Annotated in this window: 21 protein-coding genes and 1 riboswitch; of the genes, 10 read left to right on the top strand and 11 right to left on the bottom strand. The window is 74.0% G+C overall.

Annotated elements, in window-relative coordinates:
- On the bottom strand, positions 1-261 hold a 261-nt coding region (locus E4P40_RS28500; RefSeq protein ID WP_209305223.1), incomplete at its 3' end, for a hypothetical protein.
- Between the two features lie 63 nt (positions 262-324).
- Here E4P40_RS28500 and E4P40_RS08110 point away from each other — a divergent pair.
- Together E4P40_RS08110 and E4P40_RS08105 are read left to right on the top strand one after the other, a co-directional pair.
- The gene (locus E4P40_RS08110; protein ID WP_135158227.1) at positions 325-2,100 is read left to right on the top strand and encodes a gamma-glutamyltransferase; all 1,776 of its coding nucleotides are present in this window, start codon (positions 325-327) and stop codon (positions 2,098-2,100) included.
- 88 nt (positions 2,101-2,188) lie between these two features.
- Positions 2,189-4,768 carry a SpoIIE family protein phosphatase gene (locus E4P40_RS08105; protein WP_245160201.1) on the top strand — a complete coding sequence of 860 codons (2,580 nt, stop codon included), beginning with the start codon at positions 2,189-2,191 and terminating at the stop codon, positions 4,766-4,768.
- Positions 4,769-4,775: 7 nt separating this feature from the next.
- Here E4P40_RS08105 and E4P40_RS08100 read toward each other — a convergent pair whose 3' ends face one another.
- Positions 4,776-5,198 (bottom strand): ATP-binding protein, encoded by a 423-nt coding sequence (locus E4P40_RS08100; protein ID WP_135158228.1) that lies wholly within the window; start codon positions 5,196-5,198, stop codon positions 4,776-4,778.
- A gap of 119 nt (positions 5,199-5,317) precedes the next feature.
- The gene (locus E4P40_RS08095) at positions 5,318-5,869 is read right to left on the bottom strand and encodes a DUF1697 domain-containing protein (protein ID WP_245160202.1); all 552 of its coding nucleotides are present in this window, start codon (positions 5,867-5,869) and stop codon (positions 5,318-5,320) included.
- Positions 5,870-5,972: 103 nt separating this feature from the next.
- Between E4P40_RS08095 and E4P40_RS08090 the strand changes: the two genes are divergently transcribed.
- Positions 5,973-7,373 carry a solute carrier family 23 protein gene (locus tag E4P40_RS08090; RefSeq protein WP_135158229.1) on the top strand — a complete coding sequence of 467 codons (1,401 nt, stop codon included), beginning with the start codon at positions 5,973-5,975 and terminating at the stop codon, positions 7,371-7,373.
- Positions 7,374-7,379: 6 nt separating this feature from the next.
- Here E4P40_RS08090 and E4P40_RS08085 read toward each other — a convergent pair whose 3' ends face one another.
- The 3 genes from E4P40_RS08085 to E4P40_RS08075 all read right to left on the bottom strand — a co-directional run bounded on the left by E4P40_RS08085 (position 7,380) and on the right by E4P40_RS08075 (position 10,200).
- Complete coding sequence (locus tag E4P40_RS08085; protein ID WP_135158230.1) at positions 7,380-8,147, bottom strand: energy-coupling factor transporter transmembrane component T; 768 nt, start codon at positions 8,145-8,147, stop codon at positions 7,380-7,382.
- Entirely contained in the window at positions 8,144-9,547 is a 1,404-nt protein-coding gene (locus E4P40_RS08080) for an ABC transporter ATP-binding protein (protein WP_245160203.1), read from the bottom strand. Before E4P40_RS08080 ends, E4P40_RS08085 begins: the two co-directional genes overlap by 4 nt.
- Before the next feature lie 38 nt (positions 9,548-9,585).
- Positions 9,586-10,200: an ECF transporter S component gene (locus E4P40_RS08075; RefSeq protein ID WP_135158231.1), complete on the bottom strand. Its 615-nt coding sequence runs from the start codon at positions 10,198-10,200 to the stop codon at positions 9,586-9,588.
- A riboswitch (TPP riboswitch) is annotated at positions 10,197-10,299 on the bottom strand. It overlaps the preceding gene by 4 nt.
- A gap of 121 nt (positions 10,300-10,420) precedes the next feature.
- Between E4P40_RS08075 and E4P40_RS08070 the strand changes: the two genes are divergently transcribed.
- On the top strand, positions 10,421-10,933 hold the full coding sequence (locus E4P40_RS08070) for a VOC family protein (RefSeq protein WP_135158232.1): 513 nt from the start codon (positions 10,421-10,423) through the stop codon (positions 10,931-10,933).
- A 97-nt stretch (positions 10,934-11,030) separates the two neighbouring features.
- Positions 11,031-11,834 (top strand): SDR family NAD(P)-dependent oxidoreductase, encoded by an 804-nt coding sequence (locus tag E4P40_RS08065; RefSeq protein WP_135158233.1) that lies wholly within the window; start codon positions 11,031-11,033, stop codon positions 11,832-11,834.
- Positions 11,835-11,838: 4 nt separating this feature from the next.
- On the opposite strand, the gene E4P40_RS08060 is transcribed toward E4P40_RS08065, so the two are convergent.
- Together E4P40_RS08060 and E4P40_RS08055 are read right to left on the bottom strand one after the other, a co-directional pair.
- Positions 11,839-12,366, bottom strand: a complete 528-nt coding sequence (locus E4P40_RS08060; RefSeq protein ID WP_135158234.1) for a hypothetical protein — start codon at positions 12,364-12,366, stop codon at positions 11,839-11,841.
- Between the two features lie 44 nt (positions 12,367-12,410).
- Positions 12,411-12,716 (bottom strand): rhodanese-like domain-containing protein, encoded by a 306-nt coding sequence (locus E4P40_RS08055; protein WP_135158235.1) that lies wholly within the window; start codon positions 12,714-12,716, stop codon positions 12,411-12,413.
- Positions 12,717-12,808: 92 nt separating this feature from the next.
- Between E4P40_RS08055 and E4P40_RS08050 the strand changes: the two genes are divergently transcribed.
- Positions 12,809-13,474 (top strand): GntR family transcriptional regulator, encoded by a 666-nt coding sequence (locus E4P40_RS08050; protein ID WP_245160204.1) that lies wholly within the window; start codon positions 12,809-12,811, stop codon positions 13,472-13,474.
- Positions 13,464-14,480, top strand: a complete 1,017-nt coding sequence (locus tag E4P40_RS08045; protein ID WP_135158237.1) for a 1-aminocyclopropane-1-carboxylate deaminase — start codon at positions 13,464-13,466, stop codon at positions 14,478-14,480. The genes E4P40_RS08050 and E4P40_RS08045 overlap by 11 nt, the downstream gene beginning before the upstream one ends.
- 3 nt (positions 14,481-14,483) lie before the next feature.
- Here E4P40_RS08045 and E4P40_RS08040 read toward each other — a convergent pair whose 3' ends face one another.
- Genes E4P40_RS08040 through E4P40_RS08030 form a run of 3 tightly spaced genes read right to left on the bottom strand, consistent with a single transcriptional unit; the run spans position 14,484 to position 16,448 of the window.
- On the bottom strand, positions 14,484-15,173 hold the full coding sequence (locus tag E4P40_RS08040; RefSeq protein WP_135158238.1) for an alpha/beta hydrolase: 690 nt from the start codon (positions 15,171-15,173) through the stop codon (positions 14,484-14,486).
- A 7-nt stretch (positions 15,174-15,180) separates the two neighbouring features.
- A complete protein-coding gene (locus E4P40_RS08035) occupies positions 15,181-15,384 on the bottom strand; it encodes a hypothetical protein (protein WP_135158239.1) in 204 nt (67 codons plus the stop codon).
- 41 nt (positions 15,385-15,425) lie between these two features.
- Entirely contained in the window at positions 15,426-16,448 is a 1,023-nt protein-coding gene (locus tag E4P40_RS08030; RefSeq protein ID WP_209305224.1) for an NADP-dependent oxidoreductase, read from the bottom strand.
- A gap of 68 nt (positions 16,449-16,516) precedes the next feature.
- On the opposite strand from E4P40_RS08030, the gene msrA reads away from it, so the two are divergent.
- The 3 genes from msrA to E4P40_RS08015 all read left to right on the top strand — a co-directional run bounded on the left by msrA (position 16,517) and on the right by E4P40_RS08015 (position 20,095).
- Positions 16,517-17,170, top strand: a complete 654-nt coding sequence (gene msrA / locus E4P40_RS08025) for a peptide-methionine (S)-S-oxide reductase MsrA (protein ID WP_135158240.1) — start codon at positions 16,517-16,519, stop codon at positions 17,168-17,170.
- Positions 17,171-17,234: 64 nt separating this feature from the next.
- Complete coding sequence (locus E4P40_RS08020; RefSeq protein ID WP_135158241.1) at positions 17,235-18,359, top strand: methyltransferase; 1,125 nt, start codon at positions 17,235-17,237, stop codon at positions 18,357-18,359.
- A gap of 149 nt (positions 18,360-18,508) precedes the next feature.
- Positions 18,509-20,095 carry a methyl-accepting chemotaxis protein gene (locus E4P40_RS08015; RefSeq protein WP_135158242.1) on the top strand — a complete coding sequence of 529 codons (1,587 nt, stop codon included), beginning with the start codon at positions 18,509-18,511 and terminating at the stop codon, positions 20,093-20,095.
- The last annotated feature ends 99 nt before the right edge of the window (positions 20,096-20,194 follow it).

Below are 20,194 nucleotides of genomic sequence, written 5' to 3'. Positions count from 1 at the left end.
GGGGACGAACGGGGAGTTCTGCGCCTGGCGCCCCTCGCCCGCGAAGGACCGGCGTCCCCCCGCGCTGCGCGGGCTGGTCCGCCGGCTGGCGCTGTGGGGTTCCGGCTCCCAGGGCGAGTACCTCGCCTGGGGCCGCCCCCGGCCCGTCCCGCCGGCCCGGCCGACCGCGGCGCGCGACGTCGACCCGCCCGTGGTGCTGCGCGAGATGCCCAGCACCCCCACGATCCGGCCCGCGGCGCCTTCCCCCGCTGCGGCCCTCATTCCCCGCGGTGCGGCGGTTCCCGCCGCGACGCGGGTCGTTCCACCCGCACCTACTGTGGCCGGGTGTTCACCACCCGGCCCGAGCTCGCCGGCACGTTCGGAATGGTCGCCTCAACCCACTGGCTGGCCTCAGCAGCGGGAATGGCCGTCCTCGAAGCAGGGGGCAACGCCTTCGACGCGGCCGTCGCCGCCGGTTTCACCCTCCAGGTCGTCGAGCCGCACCTCAACGGTCCCGGAGGCGAGGTCCCCATCCTCTTCGCGAGGGGCGGGAGTGACCCGGACGCGGGGCGACCCGTTCTCCTGTCCGGTCAGGGGATCGCCCCCGCCGGCGCGACGATCGAGGCCTTCGAGCAACTGGGTCTCGACCTCGTCCCCGGCACGGGCCTCCTTGCCGCCACCGTTCCGGGCGCCGTCTGCGCCTGGCTGACGCTGCTGCGCGACCACGGCACCCAGCCGTTGGACGCCGTCCTCCGCTACGCCATCGAGTACGCCGGGACCGGTCACCCTCTCCTTCCCCGGGTGACCGCGACCGTGGCCTCGGTCTCCGAGCACTTCCGCACCTCCTGGCCTACCTCGGCCGCCACCTGGCTCACCTCCGACGGTGCCCCTCCGGACGCCGGCAGACTGTTCCGCAATTCGGTTCTCGCCTCGACCTACCGCCGACTGCTCTCAGCAGCGCGCGGACCCTCCCGGGAGGCGCAGATCGATGCGGCGATGGCTGCCTGGTCACAAGGATTCGTCGCAGAGGCGATCGACAGATTCTCCCGGTATCCGGTGCAGGACGACTCCGGTCGTGCCCATCCCGGATTTCTGACCGGCGACGATCTGGCCGGCTGGACGCCGACGTACGAGCCGCCGGTCACCCTCGACCGGCAGGGGTGGACGCTCGCGAAGGCCGGGCCGTGGTCCCAGGGACCGGCGCTGCTCCAGGCGCTGGCGATGCTGGACGACGTCCCACCGGCCGGGACCGACCGGGTCCACGCGAGCGTCGAGGCGGTCAAGCTGGCGATGGCCGACCGCGAAGCCTGGTACGGGGACGTCGACGACGTCCCGGTGGACGATCTCCTCTCGTCCACGTACGCCACCGAGAGGCGGGCGCTCATCGGGAGCACGGCCAGCAGAGCCCTGCGGCCGGGTTCCCCGGGTGGGCGCCCGCCTCGGCTTCCTTCCCTGCTGAGCCGGGAAGGCGCCCCGCACCACCCCGCCGGCCCCGGCACCGGGGAGCCGACGATCAGCCGCAGCGGCACGACGCGCGGCGACACCTGCCACGTGGACGTCGTCGACCGCTGGGGCAACCTGGTCTCCGCCACTCCCTCCGGCGGCTGGTTGCAGAGCTCGCCGGTCGTCCCCGAGCTCGGGTTCCCGCTCGGGACCCGGGCGCAGATGTTCTGGCTGGAGCGCGGCCTGCCCAACTCGCTGGCCCCCGGCAAGCGGCCCCGCACCACCCTCACGCCTTCGCTGGCCCTGCGCGACGACGAGCCCGTCCTGGCCTTCGGCACGCCGGGCGGCGACCAGCAGGAGCAGTGGCAGCTGTGCTTCTGGCTCGCCCACGCCGTCGACGGGCTCGACCTGCAGGCGGCCATCGACGCGCCGGCCTGGCACACCACGGCCTTCCCGTCGTCCTTCTTCCCCCGGGACATGACGTCCGGCGAGGTCGTGGTCGAGTCCCGCATCGGGGACGACGTGGTCGCGGGCCTGCGCGGGCGCGGCCACGACGTCACCGTCTCCGGTCCGTGGACGCTGGGACGGCTGTCGGCGGTCAGCCGCGACCCCCGGACCGGGATCCTCCGTGCGGCGGCCGACGCCCGCGGCATGCAGGGCTACGCCGCAGGCCGCTGAGTCGGCGGCCGGAGCCTTCGCCGCTGGGGGGACATAGGGTGATGGCCCGCGGCGTGTGCCGATCCCCCTCGCGTGGAAGGAACCGGTCGTGAACGCCGCCGAGACGCCGTCAGCGCCGTCGGCCAGGCACCTGGCCGCGGTCCGGCGACTCGAGTCCACGGCCCTGGGGTCGGAGGGACTGCAGCGGCTGACCGGGATCGCGGCGCGGCTGGTCGGTGCGGACATGGCGGCGGTGGCCCTCGTCGGCGACGTCGTGACGGTGGTGGCGGGAACCGGCCTGCCCGCGGGAAGCCTCGGCCGGCAGGTGCCGCTCGCCGACTCGCTGACCGCCGTGTCGTTCGCCTCGGAACGGCCGCTGGTCGTGCCGGACACCCGCCGCGACGCGCGGTTCGCGGCGCTCCCGTACGTCGGGAACGGCACCATCGGGGCCTATCTGGGCATCCCGCTCGTGGTGGTCGACGGCTCGCCCATCGGCGTGCTCTTCGCCTCCAGCCGCAGTGCCCGGGCATGGAGCGACAACGACGTGGCGCTCCTCCGGCAGCTCGCGGGCGCCGTGATGAGCGAGCTGGAGCTCGCCGCGCTGGCGCAGGAGTTCGAGGCGCACCGGCTGCGGTTCGAGCTGGCCATCGACGCGGCGCAGATCGGCAGCTTCGACTGGGACCTGCGGACCCGGCGGCTGGTCTGGGACGACCGCCTCGTGCAGATGTTCGGCTACTCGCGGGACACCTTCGACGAGACCATCGAGGCCTTCCGCGACCGCATCCACCCCGCCGATCTCGACCGCACGACGGCGGCGCTGAAGTCGGCGATCGACGGTTGCGGCGAGTACGAGGCGGAGTTCCGCGTGGCCCTCCCGACCGGCGAGACGCGGTGGGTGCAGGCCCGGGGGAGGGCACTGGCCGGCGACGACGGCTCGGCGTTGCGGCTCGTCGGCGCCGCATACGACACCACGGGGCAGCGGCACGGCGACGCCCGCGTGGCCCGCGTCCTGGAGGCGATGAACGCGGCCTTCTTCTCCCTCGACCGGCAGTTCCGCTTCACCTACGTGAACGCCGAGGCCGAACGGGTGCTCGCCCGCACCCGTGTGGAGTTGCTGGGGGTCACGATCTGGGAGGCGTTCCCGGGCACGGACGGCAGCGCCTTCGGGGAGAACTACCGGGGCGCCGTCGAGACCGGCCAGGAGCGGGTCTTCGAGTCCTACTACCCGCCGTTCGAGGCCTGGTACGAGGTGCGGGCCTCACCGAGCCCCGACGGGCTCTCCGTCTACTTCCTGGACGTGACCGAGCGACGGGCGGCCGAGGAGAGCGCGCGCCGGGCGACCGCGCGGCTCTCGCTCATCGCCGAGGTGGCGTCGGCGGTGTCGGACGCGCTCACCGAGCCCGGTGGCGAGGAGGTCGCGGTGCAGCGCCTGGCGCGGTCGGTCGTCCCCGTGCTCGGCGACTGGGTGATCGCCAGCCTCGTCGGTGAGGACGGCCAGTTGCACGACGTGGCGAGCTGGCACCGCGACCCGCAGCGCCGCGACCTGGCGGCGCGGTACTCGGAGCTGCGGCTGGGCGCCCTGCAGTCGACCGCCCCGATCGTGGAGGCGCTCCGCTCCGGTCAGCCGATGCTGGTGCCCGACGTCGCTGCGGCGGTCGGGCGCACCCTGCCACCCGGAGAGGTGCGCGACGTCTTCGCCCAGCTCGCCCCGCAGACCGCCGTCGCGCTCTCGTTGCAGGCGCGCGGCCGCACCGTCGGGGCGCTGAGCATCTACCGGTCGGCCGGGCGTCCGCCGGCGGACGACGACGACGTCGCCACCGCGCGCGAGGTGGCCGACCGCGTCGCGATGGCGCTGGACAACTCGCGGCTCTACGAGCAGCAGCGGCGGCTGGCCGAAGGGCTCCAGCGCAGCCTGCTCACCGCGCCGCCCGAGCCCGACCACGCCGAGATCGTGGTGCGCTACCGGCCGGCCATGCGGGCGGCGGAGGTCGGCGGGGACTGGTACGACGCGTTCCTCCAGCCGTCCGGCGCGACGATGGTGGTCATCGGCGACGTCGTCGGGCACGACACCGAGGCGGCGGCCGCGATGGGCCAGTTGCGCGGGATGCTGCGGGGGATCGCCTACCGGGAGGGCCCGGGGCCGGCCGCCGTCCTCACCCAGCTCGACGCCGCCATCCAGGGGCTGGGCATGGGCACGATGGCCACGGCGGCGATCGCGCGGGTGGAGCAGACGCCGGAGGAGCGCGACGCCGGGCTGACCCGGCTGCGCTGGTCCAATGCCGGGCATCCGCCGCCGCTCCTCCTGCACGTCGACGGCCGGATCGAGGAGCTCGCGCCGGCGCGGGCGGAGCTGATGCTCGGCGTCGACCCGCACACGCGCCGCACCGATGCCGTGGTCACCGTGCAGCGCGGGGCCACGCTCCTCCTCTACACCGACGGGCTGGTCGAGGGCCGCGACCTGCCCCTGGACGAGGGCATCGCCCGGCTGCGCGAGGCGCTGGCGGAGCTGGCCGGCGAGCCCCTCTCGGTGCTCTGCGACGAGGTGATCGAGCGGCTTCGGCCCGAGGGCCTGCAGGACGACGTGGCCCTGGTGGCGGTCCGCCTGCACCGGGAGGACCGCCCGCGGCCGGCGGAGGCGGGTCCCGAGCGCGTGCCGGACCTGGTCGACCCGCCCCCGCACGGGGGCTGAGCTGCCTTCAGCGGGGCAGCAGGGCCCAGACGTACTTGTGGCCGTGGCTCACGTACCAGCCGTGCTGGCTGGCCATCTCGGCGATGAGGTACAGACCGAGGCCGCCCTCGCTGGGGTCGCGGCCGATCGCCGGCGACGGCGGGTACGCAGGAGCCTGGTCGGAGACCTCGATCAGGTACGCGTCGGGCGTCTCGCGGACGGTGGCCTGGACCCCGCCCCGGCCGTGGCGCAGGGCGTTCGAGGCCATCTCGTCGAGCGCGAGGATCAGCTGGTCGCGCAGGTCGGGTCGGGTCGCCGCCCCCGCGTGGCGCCGCAGGTCCGCACGGACGCGGGGCAGCTCGGCGACGTCCTCCAGGCTCCAGGTGAGCACGGGGGCGGCCGGCGGAGGAGCCGCAGACGGCCACACGGGCCCGGCCGCCTGCCCTGTCACGCGCTGTACCCCTTGCTCGGTTCGCGGCCCCTGATCGGTGCAGGCCGAACAACTGCGTATGGGCCGCGGCGGGTGCTCCCAAACCTCAGTGCGACGCGGGTCACTCCCGCGGGGGGAGGTCAGGCGCTCAGTTCGGCGAGCTTCCGGACGGTGTTCCAGTTCCGTGCCGTGCCGGGGACCCCGATCAGCGTGTCCCACTTCCAGGAGGCCAGCGGCGTGTTCTGGATCCCGTCGGGCAGCCACAGGTACAGCTCGCGACCACGGACCAGGTAGTCCCCGCCTCCCCCGGCCTTGGGCAGCGCGTCGACGCGGGCGGGATCGGGCGGCTCCGGCAGGAAGGTGACGAGGTAGCGCGCGGGGTCGGTGGCCTCGGTGGCGAAGGGGTCACCCGCCACGACGGCGCCCATCTCCGCCCCGGTCCGGACCACGACCGGGACCGCGAAGCCGAACTCCTCCTCGATCGCCGCCGACAGGTCCGCCGCCAGCTCCGCCTCCCCGACACGGCTGGTGAGGACGACGTTGCCGCTGCGCAGGTGGGTGCGGACGTCGGCGTACCCGCGCGCGGTGAGGAGCTCCGTCAGCCGCGGCATCGCGACCTGGCGCGCCTTGCCGAGGTTGATCCCGCGCAGCAGGGCGACGTACGTCGTCGGCGGCCCCGTCGTCTTCGCCACGTCCGGACCGTAGCGGCTCCGCGAGAACTCAACCGCCCCGTAACCGGTCGGGAACACCGGCTGGCGACGCTCGGAGGAAGCGCACGGCGAACAGGGGGATCCGGTGGCCACTTCCGAGAAGACGACCGCGACGACGGCGGCGTCCTACGACCGTGCGGACCCGGATGCCCGCCCACCCTGGGGGGTGGCCGTGCCGCTGGGGCTCCAGCACGTGCTGGCCATGTTCACGTCGAACCTGACGCCGGCGATCCTGCTGGCCGGCGTCATCGGGGCGACGACCGGCGAGGCGACACTCCTGGTCCAGGCGGCCCTGCTCTGCGCCGGCCTGGCGACGCTGCTGCAGACGGTCGGCATCGGACCGGTGGGCAGCAGGCTCCCGCTCATGATGGGGGCCGGATTCGCCTTCATCGCCGTCGCGGTACCCCTCGCCGAGGACTTCGGGCTGTCGGCCGTCCTGGGCGGCGTGCTCGTCACCGCGGGGGTGCAGGTGGCCATCGCCCTCGGGATCCACAAGATCGCGTTCCTCTTCCCGCCGGTGGTGACGGGCACGATCATCCTGGTGATCGGCCTCGGCCTGCTCCCGAGCGGCGTCAACCTCGCCGCCGGCGGCCTCGGATCGCCGGACTTCGGCGCCCCGGTCAACTTCGCTGTCGCGGGCCTGGTGCTGGTGCTCACCGTCGTGCTCAACCAGTTCTGCCGGGGCCTGCTGTGCAGCGCGGCGGTGCTGATCGCGGTCGTCGTCGGGTACCTCGTGTCGATCCCCCTCGGTCTGCTCGACCTCTCGGGGGTCGGTGACCGACCTCTGGTGGCGGTACCCGCGCCGTTCGAGTTCGGCCTCTCCTTCCCCCTTGTCGCCGTGCTCTCCATGGCCGTGGTCGGCGTGGTCAACATGGTCGACTCGGTCGGCACCGTGCACGCGGTCACCGAAGGCGGCGCAGCCCGGCCCGCGACCACGCGAGAGCTGCGGGGCGGGATCCTCGCCGAGGGGGGCAGCGCCGTCCTCGGCGGAGTCTTCGGCGCACTGCCGACCACGATGTTCAGCCAGAACATCGGGCTGGTGGCGCTCACCAAGCAGATGAGCCGGCACGTCGTGACCATCGGCGCCCTGGTGCTGATCGGCCTCTCGCTGCTGCCCCAGGTCGCCGCCGTGCTGGCGGCGATCCCGCCGGCGGTCCTCGGCGGCGGCGTCCTGGTCCTCTTCGGCATGGTCTGCGCGATCGGCATCCAACTGCTGTCCAAGGACGGACTGGACACGCGGGCGCTGCTGATCGTCGCGCTGTCGGTGGGGCTCGGGCGGGGGATCGCCGCGGCGCCGGACGCCGTCGACCGCGTGACCGGAGAATGGGGTGCCCTCTTCGACTCGGGGATCGTGGTCGCTGCCGTCGTTGCCGTCGTCCTCAATCTGGTCCTGCCCGGTCGCCCGACGCGCAGCGGTCTGCCGGCATCGCCCGCAGAGGTGGTGGTCGCCGACGCCGTGGCGGAGCAGCGCCCGCCGGCGGTGTGAGCGCGGTCAGTTCCCGAAGACCGGTGACCAGACGCCGGTCAGGGCGCTGAGCGTGACCGCGGCGGCGCAGACCACCGCGGCAGCGAGCACGAAGGCGTAGTCCCTCGGCCGCAGGGACGAGCCACGGGCGTTGGTCCGGGGGATCCCGGAGTCGAACCCGCGGGCGTCCATGGCGGCGGCCAGCCGCGAGCCGCGCCGGATGGCGCCGACCAGGAGCGCGAACGCCGTCCCGGCGAACAGCCGCAGCTGGGCCACGGGGTTCCGGCCGGCGTCCACGCCCCGGGCCCGCCGGGCGAGCCGGATCGTCTGCCACTCGGTGGCCAGCAGGGGGACGAGGCGCAGCGCAGCGAGGGCGCCGTAGGCGAAGCGGGTCGAGACCCGCCAGTGCAGGGTCAGGGCGTCGGCGAGCCGGACCGGATCGGTGGACGCGACCAGCAGCACGCCCGGCAGCGCGAGCGCGAGGACCCGGACCGCCAGCCCCAGCGCCGACGGCCAGCCGCCCCCGTCCTCGTCGCCGAACAGCACGTTCACCCAGGCCACGCCGGCGGCGCCGAGCAGCAGCGGCCATGTGCGGGCCAGCAGCGCCCGGGGTGCGGCCAGGCCGGCCGCGGGCAGCAGGCACGCCTCGGCGGCCAGCACGACAGACGGGGTCACCACGTCGCCGCTGATCAGCAGGACGGGCAGGAGGACGGCGATCGCCCCGAGCTGGGCCACCGGGTTGATGGCCGACAGCGGCACCGGCCGGACCGGCCCGAGGGACAGGGGGAGCGTCATGCCGCCACCGGCTCGCCGGTCGTCCGGAGCTCCAGCACCTCATCGGCGAGGGCGGTGACGACGGCCGCGTCGTGGGTGACGAGCACGAGCGCCCGGCCCTCGTCCTGCTGTTCGGCGAGCAGGGCCACGAGCTCGGCCCAGGTCTCGCGGTCCTGCCCGAACGTCGGCTCGTCCAGGACGACGACCCCCGGCCGCGTGGCCAGCGCGGTGGCCACCGAGAGCCGCCGCTGCTGGCCGCCCGAGAGCGTGAACGGGTTGGCCTCCGCGAGCGCCGACAGCCCGAGCCGCTCGAGCAGCTGGTCGGCCAGCCGGTGCGCGTCGGCGCCCGCCGACCCGGCGCGCAGCGGGCCGAGGGCCAGCTCGTCGCGCACCCGGCCGGTCAGGAACTGGTGCTCCGGGTTCTGGAAGACCGCCCCGATGCGGCGGACGAGATCAGCGGCGGGCCACCGGTGCGGCGGCCCGTCGGGGCGGCGCAGACCGGTGGTGAGCGGAGGTGCAGCCGTGACCCGCCCGGTCGTCGGCCCGCGCAGGCCGGCGAGCAGGAGGGCCAGCGTCGACTTCCCGGTGCCGTTCGCGCCGACGACCGCCAGCGTGCGGCCCGCGGACAGGGTGACGTCCGTGGGCGGCAGGGCGGGGGCTGCACTGCCGCGGTGGGTGAAGCCGGCCGCCTCGGCGCAGAGCAGCAGCTCGCCGGCCGGATGGATCCGGCGCACGGGCATGCGCAGCGGCGGCGGTGACCAACCGCGCCCGTGCTCGAGCGTGCCGCCGTCCGGGAGCAGTTCGACGACGCGGTCGACCAGCGGCAGCCAGCGCGCGGCGTCGTGGTCGACGACGAGCAACGTCGTCGACCGGTCGGCGACCGCGCGGGTGACGGCCTCGGCCACGAGCGTCCCCCCGTCGGGGTCGAGCTGGGCCGTCGGCTCGTCGAGGAGCAGCAGCCCGGGGCGGGGGGCGAGCGCTCCCGCGAGCACGAGCCGCTGCTTCTGCCCACCGGAGAGCGCCGCGGTGGCGTGGCCCCGTCCGTACGGGAAGCCGACGTCGGCCAGCGCCCGGTCGACGGCGGGCCAGATGGCCTGCCGGGGCGTGCCGGTGTTCTCCAGCCCGAAGGCCACGTCGTCTCCGGCCCGCGTCATCACCAGCTGCGAGTCGGGGTCCTGGAAGACGATCCCGGTTCGGGTGCGGGCCGGCCCCGGCGGGCGGCCGTCGACCGACGCGGCGCCGGTGTGCTCCCCGGCGTCCGGCCCGAGCAGTCCGGCCAGCGCGTGCAGGAGGGTGGACTTGCCGGAGCCGGATGCGCCGGTGAGCAGCACCCGTTCACCCGGCGTCACGTCCAGGTCGACGTCCCGCAGCGCCCAGGCGTGGCGGCTGGCGTGCCGGAACCCCCAGCCCGCCAGCCGCACCGCCGCCGGGCCGCGGCCCGCCGGTTCGGCGGCCGTGGTCAGACCCGGGTGCGACCGGGCGCGAACGACGACAGGGCCCCGCTGGCGCGCAGCGCCCGCGCCAGCGCCGTCCCGCCGATGCCGGCGACGACCGCGGTGCTGACGACGACCAGCACCACGTACGTCGTCTTCCAGCCACCCGCCCAGTCCGGGTAGTAGTTGACGAGGTCCAGGACGGCGGCCATCGCGCCGGCGCACGCCGCGGCCAGCAGCGCCTGCGGCCAGCCGAAGCGGCGGTAGCGGAACGCCGCGAACCCCACCTCGCCGGCCAGGCCCTGCAGCAGGCCGTAGACGATCACCAGCGTGCCCCACGAGGAACCGAGCAGCGCCGACACGGTGGCGGCGACGAGCTCGGCGAACAGCGCGGCGCCCGGCTTGCGGACGATCAGCGGCGCGAGCACCGCGGGCAGCAGCCAGACGCCGTACATGACGGCCTGACCGGGCGGGAACGCCGTGAACGCGGCGTCGAGGCCGGCCCACAGCAGGCCCCAGGCCCAGAACACGATGCCGAACGCGACGCCGAGCACGGCGGTGACGACGATGTCGACGGTGCGCCAGCGCGTGCTGCGCGCAACGTCGGACTCGGACGACGGACTGACGGCCGACTCGGCCATGTCTCCTCCAGACTCCCTGCGCCGGCATGACCCGGATCAGGTTCGAGGGTCTGCGGTGTCCCGCACTCTCAGCGCCGAAGCGCTCCCCTGTCGGTTTCTTCTGTTGTGGCCACGACCCTAGCCCTCACTGGCCCGGTTCACCGGGGAGGGGGTCGGAATACTTGAGAGTTCATCCAACTTGGGGGACACTGAACGCACCGTCCCGCCCGAGGAGCCCGCCATGCCCGTCCAGCGCCTGAACCACGCCGTCCTCTACGTACGCGACGTCGAGCGGAGTTCCGCCTTCTACCGCGACGTCCTCGGGTTCCGGACGAAGATGGAGATCCCCGGTGCCGCGGTGTTCCTGCAGGCGGAGGGCTCCACGAACGACCACGACCTCGGGCTGTTCCAGATCGGCGCCGGCGCAGGACCGTCGGAGGCCGGGCGGCGCACCGTGGGCCTGTACCACCTGGCCTGGGAGGTCGACACGCTCGCCGAGCTCGCCCGCATCCGGGACGCGCTCCTGCAGGCCGGCGCCCTCGTCGGCGCCTCCGACCACGCGACGACCAAGGCGCTCTACGCCCAGGACCCCGACGGTCTCGAGTTCGAGGTCTCCTGGCTGCTGCCCGCCGACCTGATCACCCCGGAGGTCACCGAGGGCGCGGCGATCACAGCCCCGCTGGACCTCGACCGCGAGATCGCGCGCTACGGCGCGCAGACCCGCGGCGGCGTGGGCGTCTCCGTCCCCGCCTGACCCGCCCCCGAGGTGCCATCTCCCCGGAAATGGCACCTCGGTTACCCCCGGCGTCGGCGGGGCAGGACGTGGTGACCCCGATCGCCAGGAGGCCCCGATGTCCCTGCCCGTCGCCCGCCCGCTCGCCCTCGTCACCGGTGCCTCCAGCGGCATCGGGCGCGAGCTCGCCAAGCAGTTCGCCGAGAACGGCTTCGACCTGATCGTCGCGGCGGAGGACGTCGAGCTCGACGACGCCGTCGAGGAGCTGCGCGGCATGGGGGCCACCGTGGCACCGGTGAGCGTCGACCTGACGAAGCGGGACGACGTCGAGCGACTGGCCGCCGCCGTCGACGGCTCCGGCCGGCCGCTGGACGCCGCCGCGCTCAACGCCGGCGTCGGCCACGGCGGCCGCTTCGCCGAGACCGACCTGGAGGCGGAACTCGGCATCGTGGAACTCAACTGTGCATCGACGGTGCACCTGGCCAAGCGGGTCGTCCATGCCATGGTCGCCCGCGGCGAGGGCCGCATCCTCTTCACCTCGTCGGTGGCCTCGCAGGCGCCCGAGCCCTTCCAGGCGGTCTACGGCGCGTCGAAGGCGTTCGTCCAGTCGTTCGCGATGGCGCTGCGCGAGGAGCTCAAGGACAGCGGGGTCAGCGTCACGGCGCTGCTCCCCGGCCCGACCGACACCGAGTTCTTCGACCGGGCGGAGATGACCGACACCAAGCTCGGTGCCTCGGACAAGAAGGACGACCCGGCCCTGGTCGCCCGACAGGGTTTCGCGGGCCTGATGAAGGGTGAGGCGTCGGTGTTCGCCGGCTCGCTCGCCAGCAAGGCGATGGGCCGGCTGTCCGCGATCACCCCGGCGAACGTCGCCACCGCGATGAAGCGGCCGATGACCGAGCCGGGGTCGGCCGGGTCCTGACCGGCTAGGGGGCGGCGGCGACCATGCTCGGCAGGCCCAGCCGCACGGCGCCGTCCCCGTCGGAGACCAGTGCGCACGAACGGTCCACGGTCAGGGTGGTGGTCGTGCCGTCAGCGTGGTCGAGGACGAGCACGTAGCCCGGCCAGATCGCCGCGTTGCAGACATGGTCCGTCGAGTCGCTGAAGACGGGCAGGCCGTTGAGCTCGTCGACGGCGGCGTGCAGGTCGGCGCCCGCCCAGGTCCGAGTCGCGGGCGGCTCCGGGGTGCTGTTGGGACCGCTGCCCGGCGGCGGCGAGACCGGAACCAGGCCGTAGACGCACAGCGTGAGCAGGACCGGGTCCGACGCCGTCGGCACCAGCTGCCCGCCGGTGCCGTCGTCCACGTCGGTCCGGCCCCCGGGCGGCGTCCCGGGACATCCCGCCGACCGCTGCCCGTCCGGCAACGGCTCCCCGGCCCCGTCCTGCGCCCCGCAGCCGCCGGACGTCATGGCGAGGACGAGCGCGGTGAGCGTCGTCGCTCGCAGCCGGGCCATGGGTGCATCCTGGCTCAGCACCCGCAGCCGGCCGCCACGGGTGCTCAGCGCAGCCGAGGCATGGCTCGTGGTCGCGGTGTCGCCCGGAGGGCGACGGTGTCATGGCTGACGACCGGGACGGACCGGTCCGGCTCTCCGGTCGCGCGCGCCCCGATGTCGCGACCCGGCAGGTGCACCGCGCCCGGCACGTGCCCCTGCTCCCAGGCCTCGGCGCTGCGGCTGTCGAGCAGGACGAAGCCGGGGGCTCCGCTCTCGAGGGCGGCATGCACGTCGCTGATGTCGGTCTCCACGGCCAGGCGGTGGGCGACGTGTGCCGCCGCATCGGTCGGCTCGGTCGTCCGGTCGATCACGGCCCGACGCTAGGGTCGCCGTCCCGGCCGGACGAGGCGCTCGGCGTCCCTGCCTCTTGACATCGGCCCTACTGACATCTGAAATGTCAGTTGTGCCAGCCGCCCTCGCGACCGTCGGTCGCGTTCTGCTGCGCGACGTGGCCCTGGACCGGATCCGCGAGGCCATCGTCACCGGGCATCTCGAGCCGGGCGCGGTGATCAAGGACGCCGACCTCGCCGCGCAACTGGGGCTCTCCGTGGCACCGGTGCGGGCGGCGCTGGCCCGCCTCGCCGACGAGGGTCTGGTCGAGAGCAAGCCGCAGAGCCGCACCCGCGTCACCGCGCTGGTTCCCAGCCGGATCCGGGACGCCGCCGTCGTGGTCCGGGCGATGCACGAGCTCGCCGCGCGCGACGCGGTCGCCCGGCTGACCGACCGGGACGTCGCGGCGATGAGAGCGGCGAACGAGCGCTTCGCCGCCGCCGTGCGGGCCGGTGACCTGGACGCCGCGATGGACGCCGACGACGACCTGCACGGCGTGCTCCTGGCGCGCTGCGGCAACTCCGCGGTCCTTGCCACCGTGGACCGGTTCACCCCGGCGATCCGCCGCCTGGAGCGCCGGCGCTTCACCGCCGCCCACGGCGAGGGGTCGGTCGAGCTGCACGAGCGCCTCATCGCCGCCTGCGCGGCGTCCGACGCCGACACCGCCGTCGCCACCACCACCGAGATTTGGACGGCGCTGCTGTCCGAGCTGACCGAGGAGCCCCGCGATGCTGAGTGACTTCCCCCGCTATCCGCTGCTCTTCGGCCCCTCGCCGGTGCACCGCCTGGACCGGCTCACCGAGCACCTGGGCGGAGCAGCGGTCTGGGCGAAGCGGGAGGACGTGAACTCCGGGATCGCCTTCGGCGGCAACAAGACCCGCAAGCTCGAGTACCTCGTGGCCGACGCGCTGGCGCAGGGGTGCGACACGCTCGTCTCGATCGGCGGCGTCCAGAGCAACCACACCCGCCAGGTCGCCGCCGTGGCCGCCCGCGTCGGCCTGAAGTGCGTGCTCGTCCAGGAGAGCTGGGTCGACTGGCCCGACGCCGTCTACGACAAGGTCGGCAACATCCTGATCAGCCGGCTCGCCGGCGCCGACGTCCGCCTGGTGAAGGCCGGGTTCGGCATCGGCGTCAAGGAGAGCTGGGAACAGGCGCTGGCCGAGATCGAGGAGCGGGGCGGAAGGCCCTACGCGATCCCCGCGGGGGCGTCGGACCACCCGCTCGGCGGTCTCGGCTTCGCCAACTGGGCGCACGAGGTCGCCGCCCAGGAAGCGGAGCTGGGCGTCTTCTTCGACACCGTCGTCGTCTGCTCGGTGACCGGCTCCACGCAGGCCGGGATGGTCGCCGGGTTCGCCCAGCTGGCCGACGCGGGCGGCCGGCCGCGCCGGGTGCTCGGCGTCGACGCCTCGGCGAAGCCGGCGGAGACCCGCGAGCAGATCCTCCGGATCGCCCGGCGGACGGCGGACGCCATCGGGCTGGCGCGGGAACTGCGGGCCGACGAGGTGGAGCTCGACGAGCGCTACCACGCCGGCATCTACGGGATCCCGGACGAGACGACCATCCGGGCCATGGAGACCGCGGCGCGGACCGAGGGCATGGTCACCGACCCCGTCTACGAGGGGAAGTCGATGGCGGCGACCATCGACCTGGTCGGCCGCGGGGAGATCGACCGGTCCGCCACGGTCCTGTACGCCCACCTCGGCGGTCAGCCCGCACTCAACGGGTACAGCGCCCTGTTCTCCTGAGCGCTACAGCGACAGGGCGAGCGACCCGGCGTCGGCGCTGCGCAGGGCGCCGGCGACGTCCGGCCGCATCGGCTCCAGGCCGGCCCCCGCGAGGACGACGTCCCGTACGAAGGTGTGCCAGAGGTGCGCGCGGCGCAGCATGCTGTGCCCACCGGCGACGGTGAACCGGGCGACCCGGGCCCCGGCCCGCTGCGCCCGGCCGGCGAAGTGCTCGGACAGCGCGGCGGGCACCCAGCGGTCGCCCCGGCCATGGACGATCACGACCGTGCGGTCCCGCAGGTGCTCGACCGGCTCGTCCGGCGGCGTCCACGGAGCGAGCGCGCACACCGCGGCGACCTGGTCCTCGCCACCGGCCCGCAGGACGGCGCGGCCGCCCATGGAGTGGCCCACCAGGACGATCGGCACGTCGCGGCCGTGGTCGGCGCGGATGCGGTCCAGGCTCCACCGGACGTCGGCCCAGGCGTCGGCGGCCGACCCGTTCCAGCCGGCCACGCGATAGCGCACCAGGGACGTGGTCACGCCCGAGCCGCCCGCGGTGTCGGCGACGAACTGCTCGATCGCGCGCATGCGGACCAGCGACAGGGCCCGCTCCCGCGGCGGCTCGAGGTTCGCGACCGTCCCGCCGTGGCAGAACAGGGCGACCGCCCGCGTCTGCCCGGGCGCGGTTCGCGTCTCGAGGACGGGTTCCCGCACGCCGTCCTCAGGCAGCCCGTCGTCCGCCGCGGAGCGTGGCCCGGGCGCGGTCACCGAAGTCGCCGGCACGGAGCAGTGCGCGGCTGAGCGACGTCGGGCCGTTGCGTCGCTCGAGTCTGCGTCCCACCTTCCGCAGCACGCCGGTCGTGAGCGGGACGAGCACGGTCAGGATCAGCCACAGGCGCAGCCGGCGGGTGAAGAAGAGCCACATGGACAAGCCTCTGCCCGGCGATCGCGATCGGGAACCCCTTCTCAGCCCTCGCCGGCGGAGAGACGCACCACCATCTTCCCGGTGTTGCCGCCCCGGAGGAGGTCGAGGAAGGCCGGAACGGCGTCGTCCAGACCCTCCCGGACGGTCTCCCGGACGACGAGGTCGCCGGAGGTCACCAGCTGGGTCACCTTCGCGACGAAGTCGTCGCGCATGTCCGCGTGGTCGCCGACGATGAAGCCGCGCAGGCTCAGCTTCTTCGTCACGAGCATGAACATGTTGCGCGGACCGGGCTGCGGCTCGACGGCGTTGTAGCCCGAGATCGCCCCGCACAGGGCGGCCCGGCCGAACTCCTTGAAGGCGCCGATGGCGGCCTCCAGGTGCTCACCGCCGACGTTGTCGAAGAAGACGTCGATGCCGCCCGGCGCCGCGGCCGCGAGCTGCTCCGACACCGGCCCGTCGTGGTAGTCGAAGGCCGTCGTGAAGCCGAGCTCCTCGGTCAGCCACCGCACCTTGTCCGGCGTCCCGGCGCTGCCGATCACCGCCGACGCGCCGTTCAGGCGGGCGAACTGCCCCACCAGGCTGCCGACGGCTCCCGCGGCACCGGAGACGAAGACCGCGTCGCCCTCTCGGAACGCCGCCAGCCGGAAGAGGCCGACCCAGGCGGTCAGCCCGGGCATCCCCAGCACGCCGAGGTGGTAGCTGGGCGGGATGCCGGGCAGTTCCGGGAGCACGCGGACGTGCCGGGCGTCGAGAACGGCGACGTCGCGCCAGGCGGCGTCGGCCAGCACCAGGGAGCCCTCGGGGACGGCGGGGGAGCGCGAGTCGACCACCCGGCCGACGGCGCCGCCCTTCATGGTCTCGCCGACCTCCCAGGCCGTCGCGTAGGACTTCCCCGCGTTCATCCGCCCGCGCATGTACGGGTCGACCGACATCGCGAGCATCCGGACCACGATCTGCCCCTCGACCGGGTCGGGACGCTCCTGCTCGACGAGCCGGAAGTCCTCGGGGGTGGGCTCGCCGTGCGGACGGGCCGCCAGCTGCCATTCGCGGGTCCTCAGGGTCATGCTCCCGATCCTGCTCCGCTCGCCTCGCGGGTGCCGGGCGGGTTGCGGCCCCGGCCTACGCTCGGAGCATGTTGTTCTCCCGCTTCAAGACGCAGGCGGTCACCGCTGAGGACGCGCTGCCCGGCCGCCCCGACCCGCTGCCGCACGTGCCCGAGGTCCACGCCGTCAACGGCAACCGCATCCAGCCGCCGTTCCCCGAGGGCTTGCAGACCGCCGTCTTCGGCGCCGGCTGCTTCTGGGGCGTGGAGAAGGTCTTCTGGGAGACCCCCGGCATCTACTCCACCGCGGCTGGCTACGCCGGTGGCTACACCCCCAACCCGACGTACGAGGAGGTCTGCTCGGCGCGCACCGGGCACACCGAGGCCGTCCTGGTCGTCTTCGACCCGGCGGTCATCTCCTACGAGCAGCTGCTGAAGGTGTTCTGGGAGGACCACGACCCGACGCAGGGCATGCGGCAGGGCAACGACATCGGCACCCAGTACCGCTCGGCGATCTACTACTCCTCGCCCGAGCAGGAGAAGGCCGCCCGGGCCACGGGGGACGCCTACCAGGAGCGGCTCACGGCGGCCGGCTACGGCGACATCACCACCGAGATCGCTCCGCTGGGCCAGTTCTTCTACGCCGAGGACTACCACCAGCAGTACCTCTACAAGGTGCCGAACGGCTACTGCCCCGTGCACTCGACGGGCGTCTCCTGCCCGGTCGGCCTGCCGGGAGTGTGACAGAGGACCACCGTTCCCCCCACGCCTCGCAGGCTCGGCGCGGGCCCCTGAACGATGGCCGGACGTGAAGGACACAACCGACTTCTTCGGGCTCATCCGGAGGGCGCCGGACGTCGAGGCGCCGGAGCTGGTCGCCGTCGATGCGACCGACCGGCTGCTGCTCGACGAGGCGGCGGCCGCCCTGGCGCTGTGCGGGCCCGGTGAGGTCGCCGTCGTCGACGACGGCTACGGGGCGTTGACCCTCGGGGCGGTGGCCCTGCACGGTGCGTCCGACGTGCGGGTGTCCCAGGACCTCCTGGTCGGGGAACTGGCGCTGGCCCGCAACGCCGAGCGCACCGGGCTGGCCGGCACGTACCGGTCGCTCGCGCTCGGACCGGAGCTGGTCCGGGGCGCGCGCGTGGTGCTGATCCAGGCGCCCAAGGCCCTGGATGCGCTGCGCGAGATCGCCGAGGTCGTCGCCGCCTCCGCCGCGCCCGACGTCACCGTGCTGGTGGGCGGCCGGGTCAAGCACATGACGCACGGGATGAACGACGTCCTGCGGGCGTCCTTCGCCGACGTCTCGGCCACCCTGGCCCGGCAGAAGTCGCGCGTGCTGGTCGCCCGCGGGCCGGAGCCGGCACCCCCGACCTTCCCGCGACGGCAGCGGCATGCCGACCTCGGGCTGACCGTCTGCGCGCACGGCGCGGCGTTCGCCGGCACGAAGATCGACATCGGCACGCGGACCCTGCTGGGCTCGCTCGACCGGATGGCGCCGGTTCCCACGGCGTTGGACCTCGGCTGCGGCACCGGCGTGCTGGCGGTGGCCCTGGCTCGCAGCCGGCCGGACCTGACCGTGCTCGCCGCCGACCAGTCGGCCGCGGCCGTCGCGTCGGCCGAGGCGACCGTGGCCGCGAACGGCCTGACGGACCGGATCACGGTGCTGCGGGACGACGCGGCCGCGTCCGTACCGGACGGCAGCGTCGACCTCGTCGTCTGCAACCCGCCGTTCCACGTCGGCGCGGCCGTGGTCACCACCGCGGCCGACCGGCTGTTCGCCGCCGCCGGCCGGGTGCTGCGCCCGGGCGGGGAGTTCTGGACCGTCTACAACAGCGCGCTGCGCTACAAGCCGACGCTGACCCGGCTGGTGGGGCCCACCCGCGTCGCGGACCAGAGCCCGAAGTTCACGGTCACGGTCTCCACGCGCCGCTGAGGCTCGCCCTCGCCTCGGCGTCTCGGTCACCGGAACGGAAGAGACTCAACCTTCAAGAATTTTCCGCTGTAGTCGCTCCACCTTCCGGCCGTAAGTCCGGTCAGCGGTGACAGTCGTCACCGCCGGCCTCCCGGTTCTGGAGCACTCGCATGTCGAGCAACGTCTGGTCCGACCGCCCGCTGGGCGTCAAGCTGTCCGCCCTCGTCGGGGTCGGCGCCGTCTCGCTGTCGGTCTTCACCGTCATCACCGTGCAGGCGCTCCAAGGCACCGGTGAGACGGCCGACGAACTCCTCGCCAGCTCCGAGGGCACGGAGGACGTGCTGCTCGCCGACATGATGCACGACGCCGTCCGGGGCGACGTCCTCCAGGCGCTGGTCAGTGGAGGGCAGGGCCCGCTCTACGCGGGCGCCCAGGCCGATCTGGCCGAGCACGACGAGTTCTTCCGCACGATCCTCGCTGAGGTCGTCGCCGACGACCTGAGCCCCGAGGTCGACGCCGCGGTGGCGGAGGTGACACCGGCGGTCGAGGCCTACCTCGCCACGGCTCAGGACATCGTGACCACCGCCGGGGTCAACGCCGCCCGGGCGAACGAGGCCTATCCGCAGTTCGCCTCCGACTTCGCCGTCCTCGAGGACGAGCTGCCCAAGCTGGGCGACGCCGTCGCCGCCTTCGGCGAGGAGGCCGCCGCGCACTCGGAGGCCCAGCGTGGCACCGCCATGACCCTCGCACTCGCCGTCGCCGCCGCCGGCATGGTGCTGCTCTGCCTCCTCGGCTGGGTCATCACCCGCTCGGTCGTCCGCCCGATCCGCCGGGTCGCCGCCGTCCTCGACGGTCTGGCCGACGGCGACCTGACCGGCACGGCCGGGGTCCAGAGCAGGGACGAGGTCGGGCGGATGGCCGCCTCGCTCGAGTCCTCCATGACGAACATGCGCACGGTCATGACGGCGATCGGTGACAGCTCCACCACCCTCGCCTCGGCGACCGAACAGCTGTCCGCGAGCGCCCAGGACATGGCCCGGCTCGCCGACGAGTCGTCGGTGCAGAGCAGCGTCGTCGCCAGCGCCGCCGTCCAGGTGTCGAGCAACGTGCAGACCGTGTCGGCGGGCTCCGAGCAGATGGGGGCCTCCATCCGGGAGATCGCCCAGAACGCCTCCGAGGTCTCCCGTGTGGCGGGGCAGGCGGTCACCGCCGCCGACGCGACCACCGCGACCGTGGCCAAACTGGGCGAGTCGTCGCTGGAGATCGCCAGCGTCGTCAAGGTCATCACGAGCATCGCCGAGCAGACCAACCTGCTCGCGCTGAACGCGACGATCGAGGCGGCCCGGGCGGGCGAGGCCGGCAAGGGGTTCGCCGTCGTCGCCAATGAGGTCAAGGAGCTGGCCCAGGAGACCGCGAAGGCGACCGAGGACATCTCCAAGCGGGTCGAGGCGATCCAGAACGACACCCAGGGCGCGGTGCGCGCCATCGGTGAGATCTCCTCGATCATCGGTCTGATCAACGACTCCCAGAGCACCATCGCCGCCGCCGTCGAGGAGCAGACCGCCACGACGACGGAGATGAACCGCAACGTCGCCGAGGCGGCGCACTCGGCCAGCCAGATCGCGGAGAACATCGACGCGGTCGCGGCGGCCACCAGCTCCACGACCAGCGCGATGAACGACGCGCAGGCCGCCATCGACGAGGTGGCCCGCATGGCCACCTCGCTCCACAGCTCGGTCGCGAAGTTCCGGTACTGACGCGCTATCGGAGCGGCCTCGAGGGGACGGCGGCGGTGGGGGGCTTCCCACCGCCGCCGCTTTCCGTTCCCGGCCGGGTGCTGAGTTCCTGACGCATGT

This window comes from Blastococcus sp. CT_GayMR20 (assembly GCF_004570345.1).
Note: the sequence above shows the minus strand (reverse complement) of the source record. Positions and strands in the feature narration are given on the sequence as shown.

Coding starts and splice junctions, on each gene's coding strand:
- E4P40_RS08085 (WP_135158230.1), bottom strand. CDS start 8,147: ATGACGCTCCCCCTGTCCCTCGGGCCGGTCCGGCCGGTGCCGCTGTCG.
- E4P40_RS08075 (WP_135158231.1), bottom strand. CDS start 10,200: ATGGCCGAGTCGGCCGTCAGTCCGTCGTCCGAGTCCGACGTTGCGCGC.
- E4P40_RS08070 (WP_135158232.1), top strand. CDS start 10,421: ATGCCCGTCCAGCGCCTGAACCACGCCGTCCTCTACGTACGCGACGTC.
- E4P40_RS08065 (WP_135158233.1), top strand. CDS start 11,031: ATGTCCCTGCCCGTCGCCCGCCCGCTCGCCCTCGTCACCGGTGCCTCC.
- E4P40_RS08060 (WP_135158234.1), bottom strand. CDS start 12,366: ATGGCCCGGCTGCGAGCGACGACGCTCACCGCGCTCGTCCTCGCCATG.
- E4P40_RS08045 (WP_135158237.1), top strand. CDS start 13,464: ATGCTGAGTGACTTCCCCCGCTATCCGCTGCTCTTCGGCCCCTCGCCG.
- E4P40_RS08035 (WP_135158239.1), bottom strand. CDS start 15,384: ATGTGGCTCTTCTTCACCCGCCGGCTGCGCCTGTGGCTGATCCTGACC.
- E4P40_RS08030 (WP_209305224.1), bottom strand. CDS start 16,448: ATGACCCTGAGGACCCGCGAATGGCAGCTGGCGGCCCGTCCGCACGGC.
- msrA (WP_135158240.1), top strand. CDS start 16,517: ATGTTGTTCTCCCGCTTCAAGACGCAGGCGGTCACCGCTGAGGACGCG.
- E4P40_RS08015 (WP_135158242.1), top strand. CDS start 18,509: ATGTCGAGCAACGTCTGGTCCGACCGCCCGCTGGGCGTCAAGCTGTCC.